Below are 25,580 nucleotides of genomic sequence, written 5' to 3' on the forward strand. Positions count from 1 at the left end.
GGCCCCGCTGTTACTTGCTCAGCCCCGCAAGCGGGCAGTGCAACACCAGCCTCGCCCCACCCAACCCGCTTGCCCCGACTTCCAGCCCGAAGCCGTGCAGGTCGACGATCGCCGCAACGATCGACAGCCCCAGCCCGAACCCCGCATGGCGATGGCCTTCGTCGCTGCGATAGAAACGCTTCAGCACCGCAGCCCGTTCTTCTTCGGGAATACCCGGGCCGCTGTCCTCGATGGCCAGCTGCAGGCTGTTGTCGTCCTGCGTCGCGGTAATGCGCACCCGTCCACCCTCCGGGGTGAACTTGATAGCGTTGCCCACCAGGTTGGCCAAGGCCTCGAACAATAGCTCGCGGTCACCATGCAGTGGCGGCAGCTCCCCAGGCTGCTGCAGTTCCAGGCGAATGCCGCCATCTTCGGCCAAGGGCAGGTAGAAGTCATGCAGCTCCACCAGCAATGCGTGTGGGTCCAGCTGGACGAAACCGGCACGGCGTTGGCGGTCTTCCAGTTCGCTGATGCGCAACAGCCCGCGAAAACGTGCCATCAGGGTGTCGGTTTCGCCGATGGCCTGGTCCAGTGCCTCGGCCTGGGTGGAATCGCTGTCGCTCTGCTGGCGAATGCGGTACAGCTGGGCGCGCAGGCGCGTGAGCGGGGTGCGCAGGTCGTGCGCGATGTTGTCGCACACGCCCTTGACCTCATGCATCAATCGCTCGATGCGGTCGAGCATGGCATTGACGATGGCTGCCAGCATGTCCAGTTCGTCGCGCCGGGCCGAAAGCGGCAGGCGGTGGGTGAGGTCGCCGGCGACGATCAGCTCGGCCTGGGCCTGGATCGCACGGATGCGTTTGAGCGGCCGGCGGCGCAGCAGGTACCAGCCGGCGAAGCCAGGGATCAGGGTCAGCGAGATACCCCAGAGCAGTGCATGCAGAATGATCCGGGTAACCACGAACAGTGAGCCGTTGTCACGGACCAGCACCAGCCAGCGGCCATCCTGCACCTTGATCGCCACGGCATCACAACTGTCACGCGGCATGTGCGGGTCGTCGGCGTCCAGGCAGCGCTTGAGCTCATGAACCTTGCCATCCAGCCGCAACTCTTGCGGAAGCGCGCGAATGCGCCCGCCAATCGGGTTGAGCTGGCTGTCGAACAGGCCATAGGCATCGAAGCTGCGCTCTTCCAGGGCCTGGCTGGCGACCAGGGCATCATCCAGCTGCTTGCCGCTCATGTGGGCGAACAGGTGCTGGCGTTGCAGCATGGAATGGCGGGTGAGTTTGTTCAGGTAGCTGGACACTTCAAAGTACAGCACCCCCATGAGGATGCTGCTCCAGGCCACGAACAGAAAGCTGTACAGCGCCAACAGGCGGCTGGTCGAGGAGCTCCAGCCTTTAGACGGGTTCAGCAATGGCATAGCCGGAGCCCCGTACCGTACGGATCAGCGGCGACTGGCCGGGTGAGTCGATCTTCTTGCGCAGGCGGCCAATGTGCACGTCGATCAGGTTGGTACCCGGGTCGAAGTGGTAGCCCCAGACTTCTTCGAAAATCATCATGCGGGTGATGACCTGGCCACTATGGCGCATCAGGTATTCCAGCAGCTTGTACTCGGTGGGCAGCAGGTTGAGCGTCTGATCGCCGCGTCGGGCCTCGTGGCTGATCAGGTCCAGCTGCAGGTCGGCAACCTGCAGGCGGGTCTGGGTGACGGGCACGCTGTTGCGGCGCAGCAGGACCTCGACCCGTGCGGCCATCTCGTCGGAGGCGAACGGTTTGGTCAGGTAGTCGTCACCACCGGCACGCAGGCCGCGTACGCGCTCGTCGACATCCGACAGGGCACTGATCATCAGGATCGGCGTGGTGATCTTGAGGTTGCGCAGGGTGGTGACGATGGTCAGCCCGTCGACCTCGGGCAGCATGCGGTCCAGGGTAATCAGGTCGTAGCCGCCGGCAATGGCCTTGGCCAGGCCTTCACGGCCATTGTCGGCCCAATCCACTTCCAGGCCGTGGCTGGTAAGTTCGGCGACGATTTCCTGGCCGGTGACGGCGTCGTCTTCGATGGTCAGTACGCGAGGCATGCTGGTTTCCGGGCATCTGATGGAGAGTTGATTGTGCCAAAGAATAGCCAACCGGCGATTTAAGAAAAATTCATCTAGTCGCCTGGCCGGGCAGGGGCACTTCTACAAGCATCGGCGCTCGCTGGCAGAAGCGGCTCAGCGCGCGCCGATGCCCTCGGCATGCATGATCTGGGCAATGATCGGCACCGGGGTCATCAGGTGCGAGCGCATCATGGCGCTGGCGCGCTTGGCGTCGCGGGCGAGAATCACTTCGACCAGTGCCGCATGTTCCTGGCGCTTGAGCTCCAGCGCCTGCTCGGAAAACACCGTCTGGGTCAGCCACAGGTGCCGGTAGCGTTCGGCCTGGTCGAACAGGTAGCTGCGTGCCTGCAGCAGATGCTTGGACCCGCAACCCGAAGCGATGGCAGTGTGAAACGCCTTGTGCCGCTCGTCCCAGAGGTCCAGGCGCTGTTCCCGGGTTTTTACTTCCACCACCTTGGCCAGTGTATGCGAATGGGCCAGGACCGACGCTTCCCACGCGTCATCCCCACGCTCGATGGCCAGGGTGATGATCATCGCCTCCAGGTTGGCGCGGGCATCGTAGATGTCGTTCATCTCCTCCAGCGACATGGGGGCCACGCGGTAGCCCTTCTGGCTGATGGCGTTGACCAGATGCTCGGCCACCAGCTGCGACAGCGCTTCGCGCAACGGGCCGACGCCCAGGTCGTAGCGTTCCTTCAGGGTGCTCATCAACAGCTTCTCACCGGGCTTGAAGACGCCGCGGATGATGTCCTTCTTGAGCCTCTCATACCCGCTGAATGCTGAGTTTTGTCGGGGGGCGAGCGCTTCCAAGGTCCTGTTTCCTCAAACCGTTTTGCCGATCATACCGAAAGCGTCAGCTGGCGAAAAACAATGGACAAATCGTCAAATTGTCGCTGAAAAATAAAAATGTAGACATTTTGTGTTTGTGGCGATATTTTTCTCTCGCCCGCACTGATCCAGGTCATGAGCGGACGGCGCCACCCACTTTCTTTGCCAGGACATTGCCATGAACGCTTTTACGCAGATCGACGAACTTGTGATGCCACTGCCGCTCGAACCACGTGGTTACACCATCGCCCCTTCGAAACAGTCGCCGCGCCTGCTGCAGATCACCTTTGCCCGCGAAACGGTGGAAGCGTTCGTCCAGGCCGTTGCCCAGTGGCCGGTGCAGGCGCTGGAATACAAGTCGTTCCTGCGTTTCCGCGTAGGCGAGATCCTCGACCAACTGTGCCAGGGCACCCTGCGCCCGGTGCTGCTCAACACCATCCTCAACCGCGCCAGCGGTGGCATGCTGATTACCCCGGTCGGCCTGGATGACGTGAGCCAGGCCGAAGACATGGTCAAGTTCACCACCGCCTGCGCGCACCTGATCGGGCGCAGCAACTACGACGCCATGAGTGGCCAGTTCTATGCCCGCTTCGTGGTGGTCAACACCGACAACTCCGACAGCTACCTGCGCCAGCCGCACCGGGTCATGGAGCTGCACAACGACGGCACCTTCGTCAACCAGATCACCGACTACGTGCTGATGCTGAAAATCGACGAAAAGAACATGGAAGGCGGCAACTCCCTGCTGCTGCACCTGGATGACTGGGAGCAGTGCGACGAGTTCTTCCGCCACCCGCTGGCACGCCGCGAGATGCGCTGGACCGCGCCACCGAGCAAGAAGGTGTCCGAGGATGTGTTCCACGCGGTATTCGACACCGATGCTGAAGGCCGCCCGACCATGCGCTACATTGACCAGTTCGTGCAGCCGGAAAACTATGAAGAAGGCATCTGGCTGAACGCCTTGTCCGAATCGCTGGAAGGCAGCGAGAAGAAGCTGTCGGTACCGGTGGGCGTGGGCAGCTTCCTGCTCATCAACAACCTGTTCTGGCTGCATGGCCGCGACCGTTTCACGCCACATGAAGGCCTGCGCCGCGAACTGATGCGCCAGCGCGGTTATCTCGCCTTCCCCAAACCGCTGTACCAGCGCGGACAATAATGACAGGGCGCGGGGCGGGCGCCCGCCCATGCGTCCATGTAGTGAGCCAACCAGGCAATGCCTGCGTGTGAGGTAAGGCTGTGTACGATTTCATCATCATCGGCGGTGGCATTGTGGGTATGTCCACAGCCATGCACCTGGTCAAGGTCTACCCGGATGCGAAGATTCTCCTGTTGGAGAAAGAGTCCGGTCCGGCCCGCCACCAGACCGGCCACAACAGTGGCGTGATCCACGCCGGCGTGTATTACACCCCCGGTAGCCTCAAGGCGCGCTTCTGCCTGGAAGGCAACAAGGCCACCAAGGCCTTCTGCAGCCAGCACGGCATCCGCTTCGACGAGTGCGGCAAGCTGCTGGTAGCCACCAACGAGCTGGAAATGCAGCGCATGAAGGCGCTGTGGGAGCGCACCGCGGCCAATGGCCTGGAACGCTACTGGCTGTCGGCGGCCGAGTTGCGCGAGCGCGAGCCGAACATCGTGGGGATGGGCGGCATCCTCGTGCCCTCCAGCGGCATCGTCAATTACGCCCAGGTGACGGCGGCGATGGGCGCGGAATTCCAGCGTGCCGGCGGTGAAATCCGTTATGGCGCCGAGGTGATCGGCTTGCAGGAGCGCGCCAGTGAAGTGATCGTGCGCACGCATGGCGACGAGCTGCGCAGCCGTTTCCTGGTGACCTGCTCGGGCCTGATGGCCGACCGCGTGGTGAGCATGCTGGGGCTGCGTACCGAGTTCGTCATCTGCCCGTTCCGTGGTGAGTACTACCTGTTGCCCAAGCAGCACAACCAGATCGTCAACCACCTGATCTACCCGATTCCCGACCCGTCCATGCCATTCCTCGGCGTGCACCTGACGCGCATGATCGACGGCACCGTCACCGTCGGCCCCAACGCCGTGCTGGCGATGAAGCGCGAGGGCTATCGCAAGACCGACATCAGCCCTGGCGACCTGTTCCAGACCCTGACCACCCCGGGCATTCTCAAGGTACTGGCGAAAAACTTCCGCCCGGGCCTGATCGAGATGAAGAACTCGCTGTTCAAGGGCGGCTACCTCAAGCAGGTGCAGAAGTACTGCCCGGGCATCACCAAGGCCGACCTCACGCCGTACCCGGCCGGCGTGCGTGCCCAGGCCGTGTCGCGAGATGGCAAGCTGATCGACGACTTCCTGTTCGTCAACACTGCGCGCAGCGTCAACGTCTGCAATGCGCCGTCGCCGGCTGCCACGTCGGCCATTCCGATCGGTGCCTACATCGTCGAGAAGGTCTGTGAGCAAGTCAGCCGGCAGGGCAGCGCTGCCCCCAAGGCCGACCTGGCGCCCCGCCAGCGGACAGCCAGCTGAACCACCCGTACACACCCTGCGGTTTCGTTTACTCAACCCGTACTGCCCTGCTCACCATCCAGGGCAGGGCGGGCTTTTTCGCGCCTGCGTCGGTGACGTGCAAGCCGGCGGCCCCTGCGTGGGCATGACAAAAACAACAAGGTAACGCCATGCAAACCCACAACAACAATTTGAGTCATGGATTGAAATCACGGCATGTCACCATGCTGTCCATTGCCGGTGTGATCGGTGCCGGCCTGTTCGTCGGCTCCGGCCGTGCGATCGCCGAAGCCGGGCCGGCTACCATCCTGGCCTATATCCTGGCCGGTGCCCTGGTCGTGCTGGTAATGCGCATGCTGGCGGAAATGGCGGTAGCCTCGCCGGACACCGGTTCGTTTTCCACCTATGCCGACCTCGCCATCGGCAAATGGGCCGGCTATACCATTGGCTGGTTGTACTGGTGGTTCTGGGTGCTGATCATCCCGATCGAGGCCAACATCGCCGCCACCATCATCAATTCCTGGGTTCCGCAACTGGAAATCTGGGTGCTGTCGCTGGTCATCACCTTGCTGCTGACCGCTACCAACCTGTTCAGCGTGAAGAACTATGGTGAATTCGAGTTCTGGCTGGCGCTGGTCAAGGTGCTGGCCATCGTCGGTTTCATCGCGCTGGGTGCGTGCGCCATCTTCGGCCTGCTGCCGGGCTCCGGCGTCAGCGGCGTGTCGCGCCTGTGGGACACCGGCGGTTTCATGCCCAACGGCTTCGGCGCGGTGCTCAGTGCCATGCTCATCACCATGTTCTCGTTCCTTGGTGCCGAGGTGGTGACCATCGCCGCAGCCGAGTCCGACGAAGCGGGCAAGCATATCTCCAAGGCCACCAACTCGGTGATCTGGCGGATCACGCTGTTCTATATCCTGTCGATCTTCATCGTCATCGCCCTGGTGCCATGGACTGACCCGCGCCTGGCCAGCGAGGGCTCGTATGTCACGGTGCTGGACACCCTCGGTGTACCGCATGCCAAGGCGATTATCGATTTCGTCGTGCTGACCTCGGTCACCAGCTGCCTCAACTCGTCGCTGTACACCGCTTCGCGCATGGTCTACTCGCTGAGCCGCCGCGGTGATGCGCCGGCCTGCGCCCAGGTGACCAGCCGCAGTGGCACGCCGGTGGTGGCGGTGTTGCTGTCCACCGGCGCGGCGTTCTTGGCGGTCATTGCCAATTACCTGGTGCCGGCCAAGGTGTTCGGCTTCCTCATGGCCAGCTCGGGCGCCATCGCCTTGCTGGTGTACCTGGTGATTGCCATTTCCCAGTTGCGCCTGCGTCAGCGCCTGACCGCCCAGGGCAAGACCTTGGGTTACCGCATGTGGCTGTTCCCATGGCTGACCTGGGGCGTGATCCTGTTCATCAGTGCTGTGCTGGTATTGATGTTGTTCCGCCCGGACCACCGCCTGGAGGTCGTGTCGACCATGGTGCTGGCGCTGCTGGTGGTGTGTTCCGGCGTGCTGGTTACGCGGCGCCGGGCACGCGGGATGGTGCCAGGTGCTGTGGGGCAGGGCGCCTGACACTGGCGCGCTGAAGACAGACGAGCAAGTCGCTCCCGGCTGTGAGAGGATGTCCGCCATCACAGCCAGGACCCCGAACTCAGCCTGATGAAGACACCGAAAAGAATCGAACCCCTGATCGAGGACGGCCTGGTCGACGAAGTACTGCGGCCGTTGAAGAGTGGCAAGGAAGCCGCCGTGTATGTCGTGCGCTGCGGCAGCCAGGTGCGCTGCGCGAAGGTGTATAAAGAAGCCAGCAAGCGCAGTTTCCGCCAGGCCGCCGAATACCAGGAAGGCCGCAAGGTCCGCAATAGCCGCCAGGCACGGGCCATGGCCAAGGGCAGCAAGTATGGCCGCAAGGAAGCCGAGGATGCCTGGCAGAACGCCGAGGTGGCGGCGCTGTTCCGGCTGGCCGCTGCCGGGGTGCGCGTGCCGCGGCCCTACGACTTCCAGGACGGCGTGCTGTTGATGGAGCTGGTGACCGACGCCGACGGCGATGCGGCACCGCGCCTGAACGACGTACACCTGGAGGCCGAGGAAGCCCGCACCTTCCATGCTTTTGTCATCCGCCAGATCGTGCTGATGCTGTGTGCCGGGCTGGTGCATGGCGACCTGTCGGAGTTCAACGTGCTGCTCGGCCCCGACGGGCCGGTGATCATCGACCTGCCGCAGGCCGTGGACGCTGCGGCCAACAACCATGCCTTCAGCATGCTGCAGCGTGATGTGGCCAACATGGCCCACTATTTCGGGCGTTTTGCGCCGGAGCTGAAAAATACCCGGTACGCGCAGGAAATGTGGGCCTTGTACGAGGCGGGCGAACTGCGCTCGGACAGCGCACTGACAGGGCTGTTCGAGGAGGACGCGCATGATGCCGACGTGGCGGGGGTAATGCGCGAGATCGATGCCGCCCGGCGGGATGATGCGCGCCGGCGTGCGGCGCGAGCCGAGGCCGAGCATGGTCCGGCGAGGACCGAGGAGCCGACGCCGCCCTGGCTGCAGTAATGGGTTGCCTGTGTCGGCCTCTTCGCGGGTTCACCCGCGAAGAGGCCGACACAGGATAGCCATGGCTGCGACAACCATTGCCTTTGATGCACGACAATAACTCTTCATTTGGCCTTTTCTCTGGCGCGCGACAGGCATAAGGTATACGCCGTTCAAATACCCTGGAGCAGTCATGTCCAACCAATTCCCGTCCGTTCGTCCTCGCCGCCTGCGCCAGAACGAGTCCCTGCGCACGATCTTCCAGGAAACCGAGTTCCGCCTTGAAGACCTGATCCTGCCAATCTTCGTCGAAGAAGGCATCGATGACTTCGTGCCGATCACCAGCATGCCGGGCGTCAATCGTATCCCCGAAAAGCTGCTGGCCCAGGAAATCGAACGCTACGCCCGTGCCGGCATCAAGTCGGTAATGACCTTTGGCGTTTCGCACAACCTGGACGCCGTTGGCAGCGACACCTGGAACGAAAACGGCCTGGTCGCGCGCATGTCGCGGATCTGCAAGGACACCGTGCCGGAAATGGTGGTGATGTCCGACACCTGCTTCTGCGAATACACCAGCCACGGCCACTGCGGCGTGTTGCATGACCACGGCGTGGACAACGATGCCACACTGGCCAACCTGGGCAAGCAGGCAGTCATCGCCGCCGCTGCCGGTGCCGATTTCATCGCCCCTTCGGCGGCAATGGACGGCCAGGTGCAGGCCATCCGCAGCGCGCTGGATGGTGCCGGCTTCCACGACACCGCGATCATGGCCTATTCCACCAAGTTCGCTTCGTCGCTGTATGGCCCGTTCCGCGAAGCCGGTGGTACCGCGCTGAAGGGCGACCGCAAGAGCTATCAGATGAACCCCATGAACCGCCGCGAAGCGGTGCGCGAGTCGTTGCTCGACGAGCAGGAAGGGGCCGACGTGCTGATGGTCAAGCCCGCTGGCGCCTACCTCGACGTGATCGCCGATATCCGTGCCGCCTCGCGCCTGCCGCTGGCCGCGTACCAGGTCAGTGGCGAATACGCGATGATCAAGTTCGGCGGCTTGGCTGGCGCCATCGACGAAGGCCGGGTGGTGCGTGAAAGCATCGGTGCGATCAAACGTGCGGGTGCCGACCTGATCCTCACCTACTTCGCGATGGACCTGGCCCGCGACGGTATCTGATCGGCGGCCTTTGCCAGTGAAAGCCGCTGTCATCCCAGCGGCTTTCATCCAATGCGTGACAGCCGGCGAGAAAACACGAAAAAGCAGTGAGCGCTGAATTATTTAGTGTCCCGTTGTATCTCATCCCTTAGAGCATTCATCGACAGGGATACGGACATGAAACCTCGCAAGAAAAGCCTCCAGCCAATCGGCCTCAAGGACATCACCATCGTCGACGACGCCAAGATGCGCAAGGCGATTACCGCTGCCGCCCTGGGCAATGCCATGGAGTGGTTCGACTTCGGTGTCTACGGTTTTGTCGCCTACGCCCTGGGCAAGGTGTTCTTCCCCAATGCCGACCCGGGCGTGCAGATGATCGCGGCATTGGCCACGTTCTCCGTACCGTTTCTGATCAGGCCATTGGGCGGGTTGTTCTTCGGTGCCTTGGGCGACCGCTTCGGGCGGCAGAAAATCCTCGCGGCGACCATTGTGATCATGTCGCTCAGCACCTTCGCCATCGGCCTGATACCGTCCTATGCCAGCATCGGCATCTGGGCCCCGATCCTGTTGCTGCTGGCGAAGATGGCCCAGGGCTTCTCGGTAGGGGGCGAGTACACCGGCGCGTCGATCTTCGTCGCCGAATACGCGCCCGACCGCAAGCGCGGGTTTCTCGGCAGTTGGCTGGACTTCGGCTCGATTGCCGGATTTGTGCTGGGGGCCGGTGTGGTGGTGCTGATTTCTACCGTTCTGGGTGAGGACAAGTTCCTCGAATGGGGCTGGCGCCTGCCGTTCTTCCTCGCCCTGCCGCTGGGCATCATCGGCCTCTACCTGCGCCATGCGCTGGAGGAAACCCCAGCCTTCCAGCAGCACGTCGACACGCTGGAGCAAGGCGACCGCCAAGGGCTGGCCGCCGGACCCAAGGTATCGTTCAAGGAAGTCGCCACCCAGCACTGGCGCAGCCTGGTGACCTGCATCGGCGTGGTGATCGCCACCAACGTCACCTACTACATGCTGCTCACCTACATGCCCAGCTACCTGTCGCACAACCTGCACTACAGCGAAGACCATGGCGTGCTGATCATCATCGCGATCATGGTCGGCATGCTGTTCGTGCAGCCGATGATCGGGCTGCTCAGCGACAAGTTCGGCCGGCGCCCGTTCATCATCATTGGCAGCGTCGGTCTTTTCGTGCTGGCCATCCCTGCCTTCATGCTGATCAACAGCGGCGTGCTGGGGGTGATTTTTGCCGGCCTGCTGATCATTGCCGTGCTGCTGAACTTCTTCATCGGCGTAATGGCCTCGACACTACCGGCCATGTTCCCCACGCACATCCGCTACAGCGCCCTGGCCAGCGCCTTCAACATCTCGGTCCTGATTGCCGGGCTTACGCCGACCCTCGCGGCCTGGCTGGTGGAAAGCAGCGGCAACCTGTACATGCCGGCGTACTACCTGATGGTGATTGCCGCGGTGGGGCTGGTCACCGGCCTGACCATGAAGGAAACCGCCAACAAGCCGCTGCGCGGCGCGGCACCGGCCGCATCGGATATCGAGGAAGCGCGCGAGCTGCTGCAGGAGCACCATGACAATATCGAACAGAAGATCGAGGACATCGATGCGCAGATTGCCGAACTGGAGGCCAAGCGCACGTTGCTGGTGCAGCAGCATCCGCGCATCGACTGATCAGCGTGGCATGTAGCCACGCTGCCACGACCGGGGAATGAAGCGCGACACCAGGGCCAGCACGCAGGCCAGCGAGCAGCTGCCGGCCAGCGCCTGCAGGCCCAGGCGTTGCTCCAGCCAGGCCCCCAGCGAAGCGCCCAGCAGCATGCCGGCCCACGGTACCAGTTGCACACGCCAGCCGTTGCGCCGCTCACCCAACAGCCAGCGCCCCAGGCCACGGCCGAAGCGTGACAGGGCCCCGGTAACGTAGGTCAGGCCGATTGGCAGGCCGTTCACCTGTTCGACCACGGCATTGATCATGCCCATGGCCAACGTGGCGGCCAGCAGCGCCGGGAAGGTATTTGCCAAGCGCCAGCCGGCGGCGAAGGCCAGCAGTACGGCGACCACCAGCAGCACTGGCCAGGCCCTACGGTGGAAGCTGCGCGCCAACACCACACCCAGTGCGTTACCGGCGACAAAGCCGAGGATGGCACCGCTCAGGCGCAGCACCATGGCCAGGTCCGCTTCACTGATGGCTACCGCCAGGCGCGTGGTGTTGCCGCTCATGAACGACACAAAGTCGCCCAGTGCCAGCAGGCCGATCGCATCGGTCATGCCGGCCAGTACCGACAGGCCGGCAACCAGGCCGAGGCCGACACGGCCACGCAGGATCTGCAGGCGCAGCCGCCGGGCCGTGCGTGCGGGAAGGGCGTTGGGCAGCATGCCAGGTACCTCAGCGGGGCAGTTCGCGGGCGAGGGTGCTCTTGATGGTGCGTTCTACCACATCCACCAGCACCATGGTCTGGTGGTCGACCTCGATATTCAGCAGTTCACCGACCTGGTAACGGGCGAAAGTGGTCTGGCGCAGGGTTTCGGGGATCAGGTTGATGGTGACCACGTTGTCTTCGACATCGGCGACCGTCAGGCTGCAGCCGTTGACCCCGATGAAGCCGCGCGGGAACACGTACTTGCCCCATTGCGCGGGCATACGGAACCGGATGAAGGCGCCGTTCGGCTGGATCGACAGCTCGACGATCTCGGCGGTGGTGGCGATGTGCCCAGCCATCAGGTGACCGCCGACTTCGGCATTCATCTTCGCCGACCGTTCGATGTTGACACCCTGGCCTGCCTTGAAGAAGCGCAGGTTGGTACGCTCGAGGGTGGCGGTCATGGCGTCGAACCTGACCCGGCTGCCGTCAATTTCGGTGACCGAGAGGCAAGTTCCTTCGACACTGACGCTGGCACCGATCTTCAGCTCGTCGAGCAGCTCCGGGGTGAGGTCGATGGTGAACTGGTTGTGGCCCGGGTAGCTGGTCACATCAAGCAGAGGTCGGACGGCCTGGACGATGCCGGTGTACATGGGTTGCTCCTGGGCACAGAGAAAGAAAACTTCCGAACGCTATGCCCGTGGAGCGGTAAATGCAAGACCGGCCAGCGCTGTTCAGACATGCCCGCTACTGTTGACGATGCGCAGGCACAGCGCCTCGTACGGGTCCAGGTTCACCGTCAAGCGCCCGTCCTCGGTCAGGTCCCCCTCGACCGTCTCATGGATCATGTCCACCACCGGCCCCGGGGTGAACCCGGTCAGTTGCAATTCCTCGGCAATCACTTCCCGGCCAAAGTTCAGCGCGCTGATCTGGATGCCACGCCCGGCCGGCAGCTCATGCACCAGCACCAGCAACCCGGGGCTGCTGACGTCAGGTACCAGCAGCTGGCGGCTGCTGGCGATGCCGTAGGCCTGGCGCACCGCCAGCAGTTTCCTGACCTTGCAGGCGAACGAATCGCCGTTTTCCAGCTGGCTGTCGAGGCTGCCATACAGCGCCCGCGCCCGCGGCAAGCCACGCACCGATGCCTCGGCCTGGGGGGCGAGCCCGGCCAGGTCGTAACTGCCCCGGTGAATCCAGCGGGTATCGCCATCCATCATCCGTTCTGCCACCGCTTCGGCGGGCAAGGGCAGGGCGCCCACCAGGTCCCAGCCGGACAGCGCCACCACGCCGGGCTGCATGGCGTTGTACATGACCAGCAACAGGTGCACCTTCTGGATCAGCTCGACCTCGGCCGGGCCGATCTGCTCCAGGTCGCGGATGCCCAGTGCTGCGGCGATCAGGCTGACCGTGGTGCAGGCGATGCCATTGGTGACGAAGCGCAGGTTGTAGGGTGCATGTTCGCCGGACAGGCGCTCGTAGATCTCCTCGCGGATATGCTCGCGCAGGATGCCGCCGGGCAAGGTCTGGCCCTTGTACAGGTACATGTCATGCGCGTGCAGGGTCCAGAAATGCACCAGTTCCACGGTCAGCTCGTCGTGGTTCTGCAAGGCATGGATCAGCGAGGCGGGGTCGATGCCGAACGCGTGCATCTCCTTGAACATCAGGCGCAGGAATTCGGTGTCGCCGGTCAGCAGCGCATGCTGGTAGGCGGGCCGGGTGACGAAGTCATAGGACAGGTCGGCACCGCCCTTGGACATCTGTGCGATGTCGTCGAGGGTCAGGTTAAGTTCCTGGAAGCTGAAGCCACCGGCCTTGCGGATCATGCCGCCGATCAGCTGGTTGCCGACCAGCGACAGTGGGTGGCTTTCCGACCAGGCTGTGCCGTGGGTGCGCGTTTCCACGCCGAGGAAGCCGTTGGCATCCAGGCGCAGGCCGCGGGCCCCCAGGCAGTCCAGGGCGTGCAGGGCATCGCCAATGATCATTTGCTGGGCGGCGAAGGTCGGGTCCAGCCAGTTCAGTGACGGCTGGCCCTCCTTGAAGTAGTGCAGGTATACCCAGCGCCGCGTCTTGCCGTCCACCCCGGTCACCGGCGGCGTGGCGCTCCAGTCGGTTTCCTTAACGCCCGGCTCGAAGAAGATCACCCGTTGCAACTGGCCGACGATGTAATGCCGGGCCTTGAGTTCGTCGCACTGTGCCGGCAACAGGTTGACCGCGTCGCGACCGGCCGGGACGTCCGGTAGCAACGGCCAGTCCTCCTCGCGGATCTCGACCATGTGGTACAGCCCCGGGTACGGCCCGTGGGCCAGCTCGGCCAGGCGGAAGTCGGCGCCTTTGCCGGTGTGCGAGGGGATCAGGTCGTCGATGGTCACGGCGTTGTGTGCGGCGGCCATGCGGCTCATCTGGATCAGCTCCTGCTCGCTGCCGTACAGCGGGTCGATGTCGAAGCTGATGCGGTCGAAATTGCCGTCCACGCTGGGCGTGAGTTCGCGGCCGCGCAGGCCCCCGGACTGCTTGATCGGCCCGGTGTGCAGGCCCTGGATACCGACCTCCGACAGGCGCTTCCACAGCGCTTCGTGGGCCAGGGCAGCGAGCACCGAACTACCCTCGGGGGCGATGATGGCGTCGGGGTAGACGGTCAGCCAGACCGAGGCGATGTCGATGGCCCGGCGTGGCTGGGCTTCGGCGTAAGGCTGCTGCCACAGGCGCGACTGGCCTGAATACAGGCGGGTACGCTGCTGCGCGGCCTGGAGCATGGCGCGGTCTTCGAGCCATTTGACATAGGACGGGTCGGGCTGGGTCATTGCGCCTCCTCATTGCGTGTCACCGGCTCAGGTTATGACGGCTTCGCAGGCGGAACGTTTCACTTGGATGCGTACGTTGCGGGTGACGCGTCAGGGTGTGTACCCGTGTCGGGGAAAGAGGCCAGTCGAAATGTCCCACAACCCCTTGGGAAGGCCCTGACTTCTCACAGAATGGCTTCCCCGATAGCGTCCATGTCTTCAGTCTGCTGGAAGAAAAGGACCTCTTCATGCCTCGGCCACACGCCAATCCCTTCATCACCGATCGGCTGTTGGCGCTGGGGGCGATCAGCCTCGGCGCCATCATTGATCTCGAATCCCGTACTGCCCCGTCTGAAGGTGAGGCCATATGAAACCCGTGATACTCGTAGGCCATCGGCATGTCTGCCCGCTGCATGGCACCAACCAGGTAGAAAGCGGCAGTTCCGCGTATACCTTCAATGGCAGGCCGGTTGCCAGGGTGGGGGACCGCACCACCTGTGGCGCTGTAGTAATCAGTGGTGCCGCGCATTTTCTGATTGAAGGTGCAGCCGTGGCACGCCAAGGGGACCGAACCGACCATGGTGGTGTGCTGGAAGAGGGCGATGCTGGCTGGATGCTGGATTGACGCTGGCGGCTTGTCCGGGGACCTGGGGCAAGCCAACTACCGTGGCGCCTGCTTCTTCGCGGGCGAGCCCGCTCCTACACCGACCGTGTTGGCTTGCTGATTTGTTTGCCTGCCTGCGCTGCCACTTCCAGCGCCTGGCCGTCGCGTTGCTTGCCCTGGCGCGCCAGGCCTTCGAGCTGGGGTATCAGCATGCCCTCCGGCAAGTGTCGCCAGAACCTCCCCGGCATGTGCAGGCGCAAGGCATCGGGGTTGAGGCGGGCAGGGTTGAAGGTATGGCGGTAATAGGTGCGCCACAGCTCGGCACCCGGGTCGTCGGCGTTGCGCGCCCAGTGGCGCCAGGCCTCGGGACATTGCCGATGGTAATCGAATGCCTGGCCGTCGAAGCGTATGCCATCGCGCGGGGTGGCGATCAACCAGCGCAAGCGCCCCAGGCGGTCGGCGAAGTGCGGACTGGCGCTCTCCAGAATGTCATGGGCCGGCTCGTGGTAAGCCACAAGGTCCAGCTGCAAGTGGGCTGCCAAGGCGTCCGGCAATGGCACGAAACGCACGAAGGCGTGCAGGTGGTGCGCCTCGCGGCTGACCTGCTTGATCCGCCGATGCAGTTCGCTGCCCAGTCGGTCCCCCGCCAGCATGGCGGTGCGGTCGCCGTGGGCCACACGCCAAAGTACCTCGTACAGCAGGTTCCAGCGTTGCTCGCCACGGTAGCGGGCGGCCTGTTCCAGCAGGTTCAGCAGGGCTGCTGGTACCTTGGCATGGAAGGGGCCGGGGCCCTCCGGGAGCGGAGTCGCTACGGCCAGCAAGTCAGCCATCGGCCCTTGCGACCAGGTAACCGCCGAGGGATCGATACCATGCCCCAACAACACACGTGCCTGGCCACGCCAGGTTGCGAACAAGTCTTCGCAGTCCAGCGCGATCATCCCCACAACCCCATCTGCACCGGTGCCTGTGGCTCCCGCAGACGGGCCCGCAACAGCCCGCTGCGCAGCTCGGCCTGGGCCGGGCGGTAGTCACTGGTGACAATGAACGGTCGCGCCTTGTCCAGCACGCAACGCAGCTGGATCAGGTCGTCATAGCGAATGCGCCGCTCGCGTCGCAGTGCGACCAGGCGCTGTACGCTACGCAGGCCGATACCCGGGATGCGCGCCAGCAGTGCCGGTTCTGCGCGGTTCACATCCAGTGGGAAGACCTCACGGTTGGCCAGCGCCCATGCCAGCTTGGGGTCGATGTCCAATGCCAGGTTATCGCCCTGGCCGAGCAGTTCCCCGGCCTGGTAGCCATAACCACGCAACAGGAAGTCGGCCTGGTACAGACGGTGTTCGCGCAGCAGCGGCGGTGCCGCCAACGGCACGCTGCCCGGGCTGTCGGGTATCGGGCTGAAGGCGGAGTAGTACACGCGCTTGAGGCCGTAGCCCTGGTACAGCGACTCGGCATTGCGCAGCAGCGTGCTGTCGTCGGTATTGTCGGCACCGACGATCACTTGGGTGCTCTGCCCGGCGGGGGTAAAGCGCGGAGCCTTGGGTTCGTTGGCCACGGCTTGCTGGCCCTGGTGGATGACGCCCATCGCCTGGCGAATGGTGTGGGCCTGCTTTTCCGGCGCCAGGCGCTTCAGGCTGGCGTCGGTGGGCAGTTCGATGTTGACACTGAGGCGGTCGGCCAGACGACCGGCTTCTTCGATCAACAGCGGGTCGGCATCGGGGATGGTCTTGAGGTGGATGTAGCCGCGAAAGTGATGCTCCTCGCGCAACAGCCGTGCCACGCGGATCAACTGCTCCATGGTGTAGTCGGCCGAGCGGATGATGCCGGAACTCAGGAACAGGCCGCTGATGCAATTGCGCCGGTAGAAATCCAGGGTCAGGCGGACCACTTCCTCAGGAGTGAAACGGGCGCGGGGCACGTTACTGGAGCGGCGGTTCACGCAGTACTGGCAGTCGTACAGGCAGAAGTTGGTCAGCAGCACCTTGAGCAGCGACACGCAGCGGCCGTCGGGGGTGTAGCTGTGGCAGATGCCCATGCCGTTGGTGGCACCCAGGCCATCACCACCCCGCGAATTGCGCCTGGGTGCGCCGCTGCTGGCGCAGGAGGCGTCGTATTTGGCGGCGTCGGCGAGAATGCCGAGTTTGGCGATGAGTTGCATGAGGTTACACCGTGTACTGAGTATTCATACAGTATTTTGAGAATGCACCGATTGCAAGCTTGCGTGACGAATGCCTCGCGCGGGCTTGGCCCGCCATGCCCGAGCGAATCCCTCAGCTACGCTTATCGCTGGACTTTACGGACAGCTCAGGGCGCGGTCTGCCCTGTGGGAGAGGATATGATCATCACCATCAGGCCACGAATGGCGCTTGCAGGGCTTGCACTGGCCTTGGGCATGCTCCATGCCCAGGCGGCAGAGACAGATAAGGTCGACGTACTATTGGTGGGCGGCGGCATCATGAGCTCGACATTGGCGGTATGGCTCAACGAGCTCGAGCCGGGCTGGTCGATGGAGATGGTCGAACGCCTGGACAAGGTCGCCGAAGAAAGCTCCAACGGCTGGAACAACGCCGGCACCGGCCATTCCGCGCTGGCCGAGCTGAACTACACCCCGGAGAAGGACGGCAAGATCGATATCGGCAAGGCCGTGGAGATCAACGAGGCGTTCCAGGTCACCCGCCAGTTCCTCGCCTGGCAGGTGAAGCAGGGGGTGCTGAAGAACCCGCGCTCCTTCATCAACACTACCCCGCACATGAGTTTCGTGTGGGGTGACGACAACATTCGCTTCCTGAAGAAACGCTACGAGGCGCTGCAAGCCAGTCCGCTGTTCAAGCCCATGCAGTACTCCGAAGACCCTGAACAGATCCGCAAGTGGGTGCCGTTGATGATGGAGGGGCGCGACCCCAGGCAGAAACTGGCCGCGACCTGGACGCCGATCGGCACTGATGTCAATTTCGGCGAGATCACCCGTCAGTATGTGGGTTACCTGCAGAGTCGGCCGAACTTCGACCTCAAGCTGTCGACCGAGGTCCAGGCCATCACCCGCAATGACGATGGCTCCTGGCACGTCGAGTACACCAACCTCAAGGATGGCAACACAGCGGCCACCGATGCCAGGTTCCTGTTCATCGGCGCTGGCGGCGCGGCGCTGCCGCTGCTGCAGAAGTCCGGCATCGAAGAGGCCAGGGACTATGCTGGCTTCCCGGTCGGTGGTTCGTTCCTGGTCACCGACAACCCGGCCATTGCCCAGCGTCACATGGCCAAGGCCTACGGCATCGCCGCTACTGGCGCACCGCCGATGTCGGTGCCACACCTGGACACCCGCGTGCTCGATGGCAAGCGCATGATCCTGTTCGGGCCGTTTGCCACCTTCTCGACCAAGTTTCTCAAGCAAGGCTCGCTGCTCGACCTGCTCGCCAGTACCAATGTGCACAACGCCTGGCCGATGGTGCGGGTCGGGGTACGCGAGTTCGACCTGGTGCAGTACCTGATCGGTCAGGTACTGCAATCCGACGATGATCGTTTCGAAGCGCTGCGGACCTACTTCCCCGAGGCGAAACAGGCGGACTGGCGGCTATGGCAGGCAGGCCAGCGGGTGCAGATCATCAAGAAGGACGAGGCACTGGGCGGCGTGCTCAAGCTCGGCACCGAGGTGGTGGCGTCCAGGGATGGCAGCATCGCCGGGTTGCTGGGGGCCTCGCCTGGCGCCTCGACCGCGCCACCGATCATGCTTGACGTGCTGAACAGGGTATTCAAGGACAAAATGGCTTCTCCAGAATGGCAGGCGAAGATCAGGCAGATCATCCCATCCTACGGCATTCGCCTGAATGACCACCCGGACCAGGTGCAGAAGGAATGGGCCTACACCAACGAGGTGCTGCAGCTCGATCCTCCTGCGAGCGCCGCTGTGCCCTAGGGTAGCGGCGGCCTGTGCAACGCGGGCAGGCTATCGGCAGGGCTCGCCCAGGCGAAGTGATAGACATGGCTGGGTGCTACCGATTGGCACTCGCCGTTGTCGGCATCGGCGCCGACCACATACCACTCGGCGCGCGAGGTTTCGCCGAGCCTGCGCGCCTTGTCGGCACTGAAGCAACGGCCCAGTGTCGTGGCCGGGATCAAGGCGTAGGCCGTGGGGTGATGGCGCAGCCAGTAAGCGGCCGCATCTATCCTGGATTGTCCGCTGAATCCGAAATGCACGATAGGTTGCCGGGCAAACAGCCAGTGCCCCTCGCGCCAGTCAACCAGCACCAGTTCGGCGCCACTGGTGACGCGCGCGGCTTCGCTCATCAAGGTGTCATGTGGGTTGCGGCCTTCTTGCAATGGCTCGACCCAGCCGCGCGCGAACCATAGCGCGAACCATGCCAGGGCCACGGCGGTGAACCCCTTGCGCCAGGCCGGCCGGCGCTGTAGCCAGCGTTTGAGCAGCCAGGGCAGCAGCGGCGCGATGGCCAGCACCAGGCCCGGCAGTGCCGGGAAGATATACAGCTTGCGCTTGCCGCTGCTGAGGCTGAAGAACAACAGCACCAGCGCCACCCAGCCGAGCAGCAACAGCAAGCGCCCGTCGCGCTTTTGCAACTGCCGATGCCAGGCCGGCACCAGCCAGGGCAAGGCCAGCACCAGCGGCAGCCAGTACTTGGGGATGACCTTGACGAAGAAGTACCAGAACGGCTCACGGTGATCCCAGGCATTGGCATAGCGGCTGGCGGTCTGGCGCAGCAGGATTTCCTTCAGATAGGCCAGTTCCGCCGCGCCGCCTCCCTGGGCAATCGACACCAGCAGCGGCAACAGCCAGATCGCGCAACCGGCCAGCAGCCATAGCAGGCCCGCGCTCCAGCGCCAAGCCTGGCCGGGCATCGCCACCACGCCGTGCCAGCGCTGGCGCACCGCCCAGGCATAGGGCAGTAATACCAGTGCCGGGACAAAGCCCACGCCCTTGCTGATGATACCCAGGCCCATGGCCGCGCAAGCCAGGTAGAACCACCCCCAGGCCGGCCCCAGCAGCAGGTGGCGCAGCAGGCCGTAGAGGCCCAGCGCCACCCACAGGCACAGAAAGCTGTCGATCTGCCCGGTGCGCAGGATGCTGTAGCTTTGGTAGGTCGCCAGGAACAGCAGCGCGGCAATCACGCCGACACGCCGGTTCCACAGGCGTCGCCCCAGGTCGTGCAGCACCCAGGTGATGGTCGCTGCCGAAAACAGTCCGGGCAGGTAGAGGGCGATGCTGGGTGAGCCGCTCAGGTTGCTGAACAGGGCAACGGTCCACATGAACAGCGGTGGCTTGTCACCATAGATTTCTGCCGCCCGGTGCGGGATGAACCAGTGACCGCTCTGCAGCATTTCCAGGGCCACGCCGAGAAAGCGCTCCTCATCCACATTCATCGGCTGACGCCAGCCGATACCGGCACCCACCAGCACCAGCGCCAGGACCATCAGGGCCAGGCGTTCGGCCATGAGCGTGTTGAACCTTGGCACGGGCTATTCCTTCTGTTGCGGGTGGCGGGCGATCAGCTGCAGGTTGCGCAGATAGACCAGGAAACCGAAGCTCTGGCCAATGATGAACACCGGGTCCTGGCGATAGATGGCATAGGCCAGCAGCAGCGCGCTACCGAGCATGCTCAGGTACCAGAAACCCACCGGGATGAGGCTGCGGCGCTTGAACTCGCTGTACAGCCACTGCAGCACGAAGCGCCCGGTGAACACGGCCTGGCCGGCGAGGCCGACGATCAGCCACAGGCTTTCGCGGGTCATCCTTCAAGCTCCTGCGGGCGCGTGTCCAGGCGGGTACGGCGGATCAGCCACCAGACCCCGAACAGGTCGAGAATGCCAACCAGGGCGCGATCCAGGTTGCCGTACTTGGACTCTCCGGCCTGACGTGGCCGGTGGTTGACCGGGTGGACCAGCATGCAGCCGTTGTGGCGCAGGATCAGCGCCGGAATGAACCGGTGCATATGGTCGAAGTAGGGAAGGCGCAGGAAGGCCGCGCGCTCGACCAGTTTCAGCCCGCAGCCGGTGTCGGGCGTGGCGTCCCCGAGCAGGCGCCTGCGCAGGCCGTTGGCCAAGCGCGAGGCCCAGCGTTTGCTGGCGCTGTCGCGACGCTTGACCCGGTGCCCGGCCACCAGTTTGAGGCTGCCGGCCAGGTGCTGGTTGGCACGTACCAGGGCCAGCATGCCGGGGATGTCCGCCGGGTCGTTCTGCCCGTCGCCGTCAAGGGTGGCCAGCCACTGGCCGCGCGCCGCTTCGGCGGCGTGCCACAGTGCCGTGCTCTGGCCCAGCGAGTGCTCGTGGCGGAGGATGCGCAACTGCGCGTAGCCCTGGTTTTTCAAGTGTTGCAGGACGCTCAGGGTATGGTCGCGGCTGCCGTCATCGACCACCAGCACTTCGTAGTCTTGCGTCGCCAGTGCCGTGCGGATTTCCTGCAGCAGTGCCGGCAGGTTGTCGGCCTCGTTCCTGGCGGGAATCAGTACCGATAGCTCAAGTGGGGCTGTCATGGGGCGCTTGTGATCCTGTTGTGAGGGGGGCGGTTCAGACCCGGTAGTAATCCCGGTACCAACCGACGAAGGCGTTGACGCCATGCTCCAGTGATGTACCTGGGGTGTAGTCGATCCAGCGCGCCAGGGCGTCGACATCGGCCCAGGTTTGCAGTACGTCGCCGGGTTGCAGCGGCAGGTAGTCACGCTGGGCCTTGGTGCCCAAGGCATGCTCCAGGCATTCGATGAACTGCAGCAGCCTTACCGGCTGGCCGCGGCCGATATTGAACAACTGGCAGGGCGGTTGCCCCTCGGCTGGCTGTGGCGGCCTCAGGCGCAAGCGCACGATGCTTTCGACGATGTCGTCGATATAGGTAAAGTCGCGGGCCATCAGGCCGTTGTTGTAGACCGCGATCGGCCGGCCCTCGAGGATGGCTCGGGTGAACGCGAACAAGGCCATGTCGGGGCGGCCCCAGGGGCCGTAGACAGTGAAGAAACGCAGCCCGGAGGTCGGCAACTGGTACAGGTGGGCATAGCTGTGCGCCATCAGTTCGTTGGCACGTTTGCTGGCGGCGTACAGCGACAGTGGTTGCTCGACCGGGTCGTCGACGCTGAACGGCAGCTTGGCGTTGGCACCGTACACCGAACTGCTTGAGGCATAGATGAAGTGGCGTGGTGGCTGCTGGCGGCAGGCCTCGAGCATATTGAGAAAGCCAACCAGGTTGGCCTGGCCATAGGCACCCGGGTTGTCCAGCGAATAACGCACCCCGGCCTGCGCCGCCAGATGGATCACTTCACTGAACGGTTGCCCGGCAAACAATTGCTGCAGTTCCGCCGGCTGGGTAATGTCGAGGGTATGGAAGCGGAAGTTGGCGAAGTCGAACAGCTGTTGCAAGCGTGCCAGCTTCAACTTGACGCTGTAGTAGGCATTGAGGGTATCGATGCCGACCACCTCGATGCCCGCCTCGCACAGGCGCCGGGCAACGTGGTAGCCGATGAACCCGGCCACACCGGTAATCAGTACAGGCATGCGGGTTGCGCCTGGCCACGGCCGATGCCGTAGTAAGTCAGGCCGGCAGCGGCCATGTGCTCTGGTTCGAACAGGTTGCGCCCGTCGAATACCACGCGGTCGGCCAGTTGCTGAAGCACCTTGTCCAGGTCGAGCACACGGTAATCCTGCCATTCGGTGACAATCACCAAGGCATCGGCGCCGCGTAGCGCATCCTCCTTGCAGGGCACCAGGCGCAGGTCGCAACGTGCGCCATAGTGCCGCTGGATCTCGTCCATGGCCTGCGGGTCATGGGCCTGTACCCGCGCACCGGCGGCCCACAGCGCTTCCAGCAACACCCGGCTGGAGGCTTCACGAATGTCGTTGGTGTTGGGCTTGAACGACAGCCCCCACAAGGCGAAGACCTTGCCTCGCAAGCCACCTGGGTAGTGGCGCTGGATCTTGCTGAACAGCCGGCCCTTTTGCCGCTCGTTGACCGACTCCACCGCGCGCAGCAGCTGCGGCTCGAAGCCTTCGGCCTCGGCGCTGCGGCGCAGGGCCTGCAGATCCTTGGGGAAACATGAGCCACCGAAGCCGCAGCCGGCATAGATGAAGTCGTAGCCGATACGTGGGTCCGAACCTATGCCGCGGCGCACCATCTCGATGTCGGCGCCCAGGTGCTCGGCGAGGTTGGCGATTTCGTTGATGAACGAGATCTTGGTTGCCAGCATGCAGTTGGCCGCGTACTTGGTCAGCTCGGCGCTGCGCGCGTCCATTACCATGAGCTTCTCGCGGTTGCGGCTGAACGGCAGGTACAGCTCGCGCAGCAGTTCCACCTCGGCAGGTTCCGCGCCACCGATGATGATGCGTTCCGGGCGCATGCAATCGTCTACGGCCGAGCCCTCCTTGAGGAACTCGGGGTTGCTGATGACCTGGAAGCGATGGGTGTCGGCCACGGCCTGGGCGATGTGCGCCTTGATGCGGTGTACCGTGCCGACCGGGACGGTGGATTTGTTGACGATTACCTTGGGCCCGTCGGCGTGCTGGAGGATGCTGTCGACCACTGCAAACACGTGCTTGAGGTCGGCGCTGCCATCGGCCTGTGGCGGGGTACCGACTGCGATGAACTGCAATCTGGCGTAGTTGGCCGCTTCGCTGGCGTCGGTGGTGAAGCGCAACCGACCACAGGCCAGGTTGTTCGCCAACAAGGGCGCCAGGCCGGGCTCGAAGATCGGGCAGTGGCCTTCATTGAGGGTGGCGACCCGTGCGGCGTCGACATCCATGCACAACACCGAATGCCCCACCTGGGCCAGGCACACTGCCTGGGTGAGGCCAACATAACCGGTACCGAAAACCGTGACCTTCATTTGACAGCTCCTTGGCGAGAAAGCTGAAAAAAAATGTCACATTGTTGTTTAGGAATTGTTACCCGTACTGACTGCCGATTGCTGGGCGACCGTCCATAGCTGTTGGCGGAACCACCGCCGCAGGGGATCGGCATGCGTGCGTTCGTGCCAGATCTGCATCACCTCGATTACCGGCAGGGCCAGCGGCAGTGGGTAGATGACCAGGTCGTCATCGCGTGCGCTGGCTTCGACGGCCAGTGAGCGCAGGCAGGTCAGCAGCAAGTCGGTGCCACGCAGCAAACGCGCGGGTGCGATGAAACTGGACAAGCCAGCTACCACCCGCCGTTGCTTGCCTTGGCTGCGCAGGGCGCGATCGACCAGGCCGTCGAGGTCGCCGGTAAGGGTGGTGAGCAAATGGTCGCTGGCGAGGAAGGTGTCGAGGTCCAGGCCCTGGTCCAGGCCTGGATGGCTGCGTGACGCCAACACGACCAGCGATTCGCTGAGCAGGCGCTGCTGGTGGAAGGTGTCCGGCAGGTCGGTATAGAACCCGGCAACGGCCAGGTCGCAAGTGCCTTTCTCCAGCGCTTCGCGGGGGAGCTGGCCACGGGTGTTGTGGGTGACCAGGGTCAGGTTTGGCGCCTGGCTGCGCAGGACCGGCAGCAGCCTGGGTAACAGGGTCTGTTCGACGTAATCGGTGCTGTACAGGTGCAGCCGGGCAGGGCGGGCGAGAAAGTCCTGGCCTTCGCAGCGTTCATAAAAGCCTTCCAGGCTCACTACCAGGCGTTCCACCTGGGGCGCCAGTTCGTGAGCACGCGGCGTGGGGGTCAGGCCGCGGGGTGCGCGCACGAACAAGGGGTCGCCGAACTGATGGCGCAGCTTGTTGAGCTTGTGGCTGAGCGCAGGCTGGCTCAGCGCCATGCGCTGGGCGGCGAGGGTGGCGTTGCGTTCCTGATACAGCACATGGAACAGGTACAGCAGGTTGAAGTCTTTGCTGGCGATATTCATTTTCTGGATCACGGGCATGCAAGCTTTCGAATTATCGAATCATAGCTGGGCCACTAGTATGAGCGCATCGGGCCGCCCTGTACGGATGGCCCATGGGTTGATCGAGGAGATTGCTGAATGATTCAAATGTCCAGGCTTGCCTTTGCTGTGGCTGCCACCCTGCTAGCTGCTGGCGCCCAGGCCGCGCCCAAGGGCGAGGTGCTGGTACTACTGTCAAGCGAGCACCAGCTGCCATTGCAGGACGGCAAACGCTACGCCACCGGTTACTACCTCAACGAGTTCGGCGTACCCGCTGACCAATTGCTCAAGGCTGGCTACAAGTTGGTACTGGTAACGCCAAAGGGCAATGCGCCGAGCGTCGACCCGCGTTCGATCGACCCGAGCTATTTTGCCGGCGATGCGGCCGAGATGAACCGGATCGAGAAGGTCGTCCAAAGCCTGCCGGGCATCGACCATACCCTGTCGGTGAAGGAAGTGCTGGCAGGCGATCTGGGCCGTTATGCAGGGTTGTTCATCCCTGGCGGCCACGCGCCGTTGATCGACCTGGCCAACAACCCGGACGTGGGTGCCTTGCTGCGGCATTTCCACCAGGCCGGCAAAGCTACCGCGGCCATCTGCCACGGCCCCATCGCCTTGCTCTCGGCCCAGCAGGACCCGGCAGGGTATCAGGCCGCGCTGGCGCATGGCGATAAGCCGGCAGCCACTGACTGGTTGTACAAGGGCTACCGGATGACCATCTTCTCCGACCCGGAAGAGCAGGTATTCGAGAGTTCGCTCAAGGGCCAGCGTCTGTTGTTCTACCCGGCGGGTGCCATGGCGATCGCAGGCGGCGACATGGCCTACGCCAAGGCCTGGCAACCCAACGTGGTGGTGGACCGCGAACTGATTACCGGGCAGAACCCGTTCTCGGACAAGATGCTGGCCAAGGCACTGCTGGAAAAGTTGGCCGAACAGGCACAGCGCCCCGGGCAGGGCATCTAAACTTACAA

General features: G+C 63.7%; 24 protein-coding genes. 10 read left to right on the forward strand and 14 right to left on the reverse strand.

Annotation, left to right across the window (positions count from 1 at the left end; all coding sequences use genetic code 11):
• Nucleotides 1-10: 10 nt before the first annotated feature.
• From HU760_RS12230 to csiR, 3 genes are all read right to left on the reverse strand, one after another.
• Nucleotides 11-1,402 (reverse strand): sensor histidine kinase, encoded by a 1,392-nt coding sequence (locus HU760_RS12230; protein ID WP_186674311.1) that lies wholly within the window; start codon nt 1,400-1,402, stop codon nt 11-13.
• Nucleotides 1,380-2,060 (reverse strand): response regulator transcription factor, encoded by a 681-nt coding sequence (locus HU760_RS12235; RefSeq protein WP_186674310.1) that lies wholly within the window; start codon nt 2,058-2,060, stop codon nt 1,380-1,382. Before HU760_RS12235 ends, HU760_RS12230 begins: the two co-directional genes overlap by 23 nt.
• 135 nt (nt 2,061-2,195) lie before the next feature.
• Nucleotides 2,196-2,891, reverse strand: coding sequence for a DNA-binding transcriptional regulator CsiR (gene csiR, locus HU760_RS12240; protein WP_186674309.1), 696 nt, complete (start codon nt 2,889-2,891; stop codon nt 2,196-2,198).
• Nucleotides 2,892-3,087: 196 nt separating this feature from the next.
• Here csiR and glaH point away from each other — a divergent pair, with 196 nt between their 5' ends.
• From glaH to proP, 6 genes are all read left to right on the forward strand, one after another.
• Nucleotides 3,088-4,065, forward strand: a complete 978-nt coding sequence (glaH, locus tag HU760_RS12245; RefSeq protein ID WP_186674308.1) for a glutarate dioxygenase GlaH — start codon at nt 3,088-3,090, stop codon at nt 4,063-4,065.
• An 80-nt stretch (nt 4,066-4,145) separates the two neighbouring features.
• Nucleotides 4,146-5,396, forward strand: a complete 1,251-nt coding sequence (gene lhgO / locus HU760_RS12250) for an L-2-hydroxyglutarate oxidase (protein WP_186674307.1) — start codon at nt 4,146-4,148, stop codon at nt 5,394-5,396.
• Nucleotides 5,397-5,545: 149 nt separating this feature from the next.
• Nucleotides 5,546-6,937 carry a GABA permease gene (gene gabP / locus HU760_RS12255; protein ID WP_186674306.1) on the forward strand — a complete coding sequence of 464 codons (1,392 nt, stop codon included), beginning with the start codon at nt 5,546-5,548 and terminating at the stop codon, nt 6,935-6,937.
• A gap of 87 nt (nt 6,938-7,024) precedes the next feature.
• The gene (locus HU760_RS12260; RefSeq protein ID WP_186674305.1) at nt 7,025-7,918 is read left to right on the forward strand and encodes a PA4780 family RIO1-like protein kinase; all 894 of its coding nucleotides are present in this window, start codon (nt 7,025-7,027) and stop codon (nt 7,916-7,918) included.
• Between the two features lie 172 nt (nt 7,919-8,090).
• Nucleotides 8,091-9,065, forward strand: a complete 975-nt coding sequence (gene hemB, locus HU760_RS12265; protein WP_186674304.1) for a porphobilinogen synthase — start codon at nt 8,091-8,093, stop codon at nt 9,063-9,065.
• Between the two features lie 156 nt (nt 9,066-9,221).
• A complete protein-coding gene (gene proP / locus HU760_RS12270; RefSeq protein ID WP_186674303.1) occupies nt 9,222-10,724 on the forward strand; it encodes a glycine betaine/L-proline transporter ProP in 1,503 nt (500 codons plus the stop codon).
• Here the strand turns inward: proP and HU760_RS12275 are convergent, their stop codons facing one another.
• The 3 genes from HU760_RS12275 to treS all read right to left on the reverse strand — a co-directional run bounded on the left by HU760_RS12275 (nt 10,725) and on the right by treS (nt 14,211).
• Nucleotides 10,725-11,426 carry a YoaK family protein gene (locus tag HU760_RS12275; RefSeq protein ID WP_186674302.1) on the reverse strand — a complete coding sequence of 234 codons (702 nt, stop codon included), beginning with the start codon at nt 11,424-11,426 and terminating at the stop codon, nt 10,725-10,727. It abuts the gene before it with no gap.
• 10 nt (nt 11,427-11,436) lie between these two features.
• Nucleotides 11,437-12,063, reverse strand: a complete 627-nt coding sequence (locus HU760_RS12280; protein WP_186674301.1) for a riboflavin synthase subunit alpha — start codon at nt 12,061-12,063, stop codon at nt 11,437-11,439.
• 81 nt (nt 12,064-12,144) lie between these two features.
• Nucleotides 12,145-14,211, reverse strand: a complete 2,067-nt coding sequence (treS, locus tag HU760_RS12285) for a maltose alpha-D-glucosyltransferase (RefSeq protein WP_186674300.1) — start codon at nt 14,209-14,211, stop codon at nt 12,145-12,147.
• Nucleotides 14,212-14,438: 227 nt separating this feature from the next.
• Between treS and HU760_RS24560 the strand changes: the two genes are divergently transcribed.
• Together HU760_RS24560 and HU760_RS12290 are read left to right on the forward strand one after the other, a co-directional pair.
• Nucleotides 14,439-14,561, forward strand: coding sequence for a hypothetical protein (locus HU760_RS24560; protein ID WP_264081710.1), 123 nt, complete (start codon nt 14,439-14,441; stop codon nt 14,559-14,561).
• Nucleotides 14,558-14,815: a PAAR domain-containing protein gene (locus HU760_RS12290; protein WP_186674299.1), complete on the forward strand. Its 258-nt coding sequence runs from the start codon at nt 14,558-14,560 to the stop codon at nt 14,813-14,815. Before HU760_RS24560 ends, HU760_RS12290 begins: the two co-directional genes overlap by 4 nt.
• A gap of 74 nt (nt 14,816-14,889) precedes the next feature.
• Here HU760_RS12290 and HU760_RS12295 read toward each other — a convergent pair whose 3' ends face one another.
• On the reverse strand, nt 14,890-15,738 hold the full coding sequence (locus HU760_RS12295; RefSeq protein WP_186674298.1) for a TIGR03915 family putative DNA repair protein: 849 nt from the start codon (nt 15,736-15,738) through the stop codon (nt 14,890-14,892).
• Nucleotides 15,729-16,949, reverse strand: a complete 1,221-nt coding sequence (locus HU760_RS12300) for a putative DNA modification/repair radical SAM protein (RefSeq protein ID WP_186674297.1) — start codon at nt 16,947-16,949, stop codon at nt 15,729-15,731. Before HU760_RS12300 ends, HU760_RS12295 begins: the two co-directional genes overlap by 10 nt.
• Nucleotides 16,950-17,126: 177 nt before the next feature.
• Here HU760_RS12300 and mqo point away from each other — a divergent pair, with 177 nt between their 5' ends.
• On the forward strand, nt 17,127-18,704 hold the full coding sequence (gene mqo, locus HU760_RS12305) for a malate dehydrogenase (quinone) (protein WP_186674296.1): 1,578 nt from the start codon (nt 17,127-17,129) through the stop codon (nt 18,702-18,704).
• On the opposite strand, the gene HU760_RS12310 is transcribed toward mqo, so the two are convergent.
• The 6 genes from HU760_RS12310 to HU760_RS12335 are packed head-to-tail and all read right to left on the reverse strand — an operon-like array spanning nt 18,701 to nt 24,591.
• On the reverse strand, nt 18,701-20,257 hold the full coding sequence (locus HU760_RS12310; protein WP_186674295.1) for an ArnT family glycosyltransferase: 1,557 nt from the start codon (nt 20,255-20,257) through the stop codon (nt 18,701-18,703). The two genes, mqo and HU760_RS12310, sit on opposite strands and share 4 nt — an antisense overlap.
• A 3-nt stretch (nt 20,258-20,260) precedes the next feature.
• The gene (locus HU760_RS12315; protein WP_186674294.1) at nt 20,261-20,533 is read right to left on the reverse strand and encodes a lipid-A-disaccharide synthase N-terminal domain-containing protein; all 273 of its coding nucleotides are present in this window, start codon (nt 20,531-20,533) and stop codon (nt 20,261-20,263) included.
• Nucleotides 20,530-21,273, reverse strand: a complete 744-nt coding sequence (locus tag HU760_RS12320) for a glycosyltransferase family 2 protein (RefSeq protein ID WP_186674293.1) — start codon at nt 21,271-21,273, stop codon at nt 20,530-20,532. Before HU760_RS12320 ends, HU760_RS12315 begins: the two co-directional genes overlap by 4 nt.
• Nucleotides 21,274-21,307: 34 nt before the next feature.
• Entirely contained in the window at nt 21,308-22,282 is a 975-nt protein-coding gene (locus HU760_RS12325) for an NAD-dependent epimerase/dehydratase family protein (protein WP_186674292.1), read from the reverse strand.
• The gene (locus HU760_RS12330) at nt 22,270-23,607 is read right to left on the reverse strand and encodes a UDP-glucose dehydrogenase family protein (protein WP_186674291.1); all 1,338 of its coding nucleotides are present in this window, start codon (nt 23,605-23,607) and stop codon (nt 22,270-22,272) included. Before HU760_RS12330 ends, HU760_RS12325 begins: the two co-directional genes overlap by 13 nt.
• A gap of 48 nt (nt 23,608-23,655) precedes the next feature.
• Entirely contained in the window at nt 23,656-24,591 is a 936-nt protein-coding gene (locus tag HU760_RS12335) for a LysR family transcriptional regulator (RefSeq protein WP_186674290.1), read from the reverse strand.
• 117 nt (nt 24,592-24,708) lie between these two features.
• Here HU760_RS12335 and HU760_RS12340 point away from each other — a divergent pair, with 117 nt between their 5' ends.
• Complete coding sequence (locus HU760_RS12340; protein WP_186674289.1) at nt 24,709-25,572, forward strand: type 1 glutamine amidotransferase domain-containing protein; 864 nt, start codon at nt 24,709-24,711, stop codon at nt 25,570-25,572.
• Nucleotides 25,573-25,580 lie beyond the last annotated feature (8 nt).

Origin of the sequence: Pseudomonas oryzicola (genome assembly GCF_014269185.2) — a bacterium.
GTDB classification, from domain to species: Bacteria; Pseudomonadota; Gammaproteobacteria; order Pseudomonadales; family Pseudomonadaceae; genus Aquipseudomonas; species Aquipseudomonas oryzicola.

Excerpts from the sequence above, each read along its gene's own strand:
- HU760_RS12290 (WP_186674299.1), top strand. The coding sequence starts at position 14,558 with ATGAAACCCGTGATACTCGTAGGCCATCGGCATGTCTGCCCGCTGCAT.
- HU760_RS12335 (WP_186674290.1), bottom strand. The coding sequence starts at position 24,591 with ATGAATATCGCCAGCAAAGACTTCAACCTGCTGTACCTGTTCCATGTG.
- HU760_RS12325 (WP_186674292.1), bottom strand. The coding sequence starts at position 22,282 with ATGCCTGTACTGATTACCGGTGTGGCCGGGTTCATCGGCTACCACGTT.
- HU760_RS12340 (WP_186674289.1), top strand. The coding sequence starts at position 24,709 with ATGATTCAAATGTCCAGGCTTGCCTTTGCTGTGGCTGCCACCCTGCTA.
- HU760_RS12320 (WP_186674293.1), bottom strand. The coding sequence starts at position 21,273 with ATGACAGCCCCACTTGAGCTATCGGTACTGATTCCCGCCAGGAACGAG.
- HU760_RS12275 (WP_186674302.1), bottom strand. The coding sequence starts at position 11,426 with ATGCTGCCCAACGCCCTTCCCGCACGCACGGCCCGGCGGCTGCGCCTG.
- HU760_RS12280 (WP_186674301.1), bottom strand. The coding sequence starts at position 12,063 with ATGTACACCGGCATCGTCCAGGCCGTCCGACCTCTGCTTGATGTGACC.
- HU760_RS12230 (WP_186674311.1), bottom strand. The coding sequence starts at position 1,402 with ATGCCATTGCTGAACCCGTCTAAAGGCTGGAGCTCCTCGACCAGCCGC.
- gabP (WP_186674306.1), top strand. The coding sequence starts at position 5,546 with ATGCAAACCCACAACAACAATTTGAGTCATGGATTGAAATCACGGCAT.
- HU760_RS24560 (WP_264081710.1), top strand. The coding sequence starts at position 14,439 with ATGCCTCGGCCACACGCCAATCCCTTCATCACCGATCGGCTGTTGGCG.
- HU760_RS12260 (WP_186674305.1), top strand. The coding sequence starts at position 7,025 with ATGAAGACACCGAAAAGAATCGAACCCCTGATCGAGGACGGCCTGGTC.
- proP (WP_186674303.1), top strand. The coding sequence starts at position 9,222 with ATGAAACCTCGCAAGAAAAGCCTCCAGCCAATCGGCCTCAAGGACATC.
- hemB (WP_186674304.1), top strand. The coding sequence starts at position 8,091 with ATGTCCAACCAATTCCCGTCCGTTCGTCCTCGCCGCCTGCGCCAGAAC.
- glaH (WP_186674308.1), top strand. The coding sequence starts at position 3,088 with ATGAACGCTTTTACGCAGATCGACGAACTTGTGATGCCACTGCCGCTC.
- HU760_RS12300 (WP_186674297.1), bottom strand. The coding sequence starts at position 16,949 with ATGCAACTCATCGCCAAACTCGGCATTCTCGCCGACGCCGCCAAATAC.
- HU760_RS12235 (WP_186674310.1), bottom strand. The coding sequence starts at position 2,060 with ATGCCTCGCGTACTGACCATCGAAGACGACGCCGTCACCGGCCAGGAA.
- HU760_RS12330 (WP_186674291.1), bottom strand. The coding sequence starts at position 23,607 with ATGAAGGTCACGGTTTTCGGTACCGGTTATGTTGGCCTCACCCAGGCA.
- treS (WP_186674300.1), bottom strand. The coding sequence starts at position 14,211 with ATGACCCAGCCCGACCCGTCCTATGTCAAATGGCTCGAAGACCGCGCC.
- mqo (WP_186674296.1), top strand. The coding sequence starts at position 17,127 with ATGATCATCACCATCAGGCCACGAATGGCGCTTGCAGGGCTTGCACTG.
- HU760_RS12315 (WP_186674294.1), bottom strand. The coding sequence starts at position 20,533 with ATGACCCGCGAAAGCCTGTGGCTGATCGTCGGCCTCGCCGGCCAGGCC.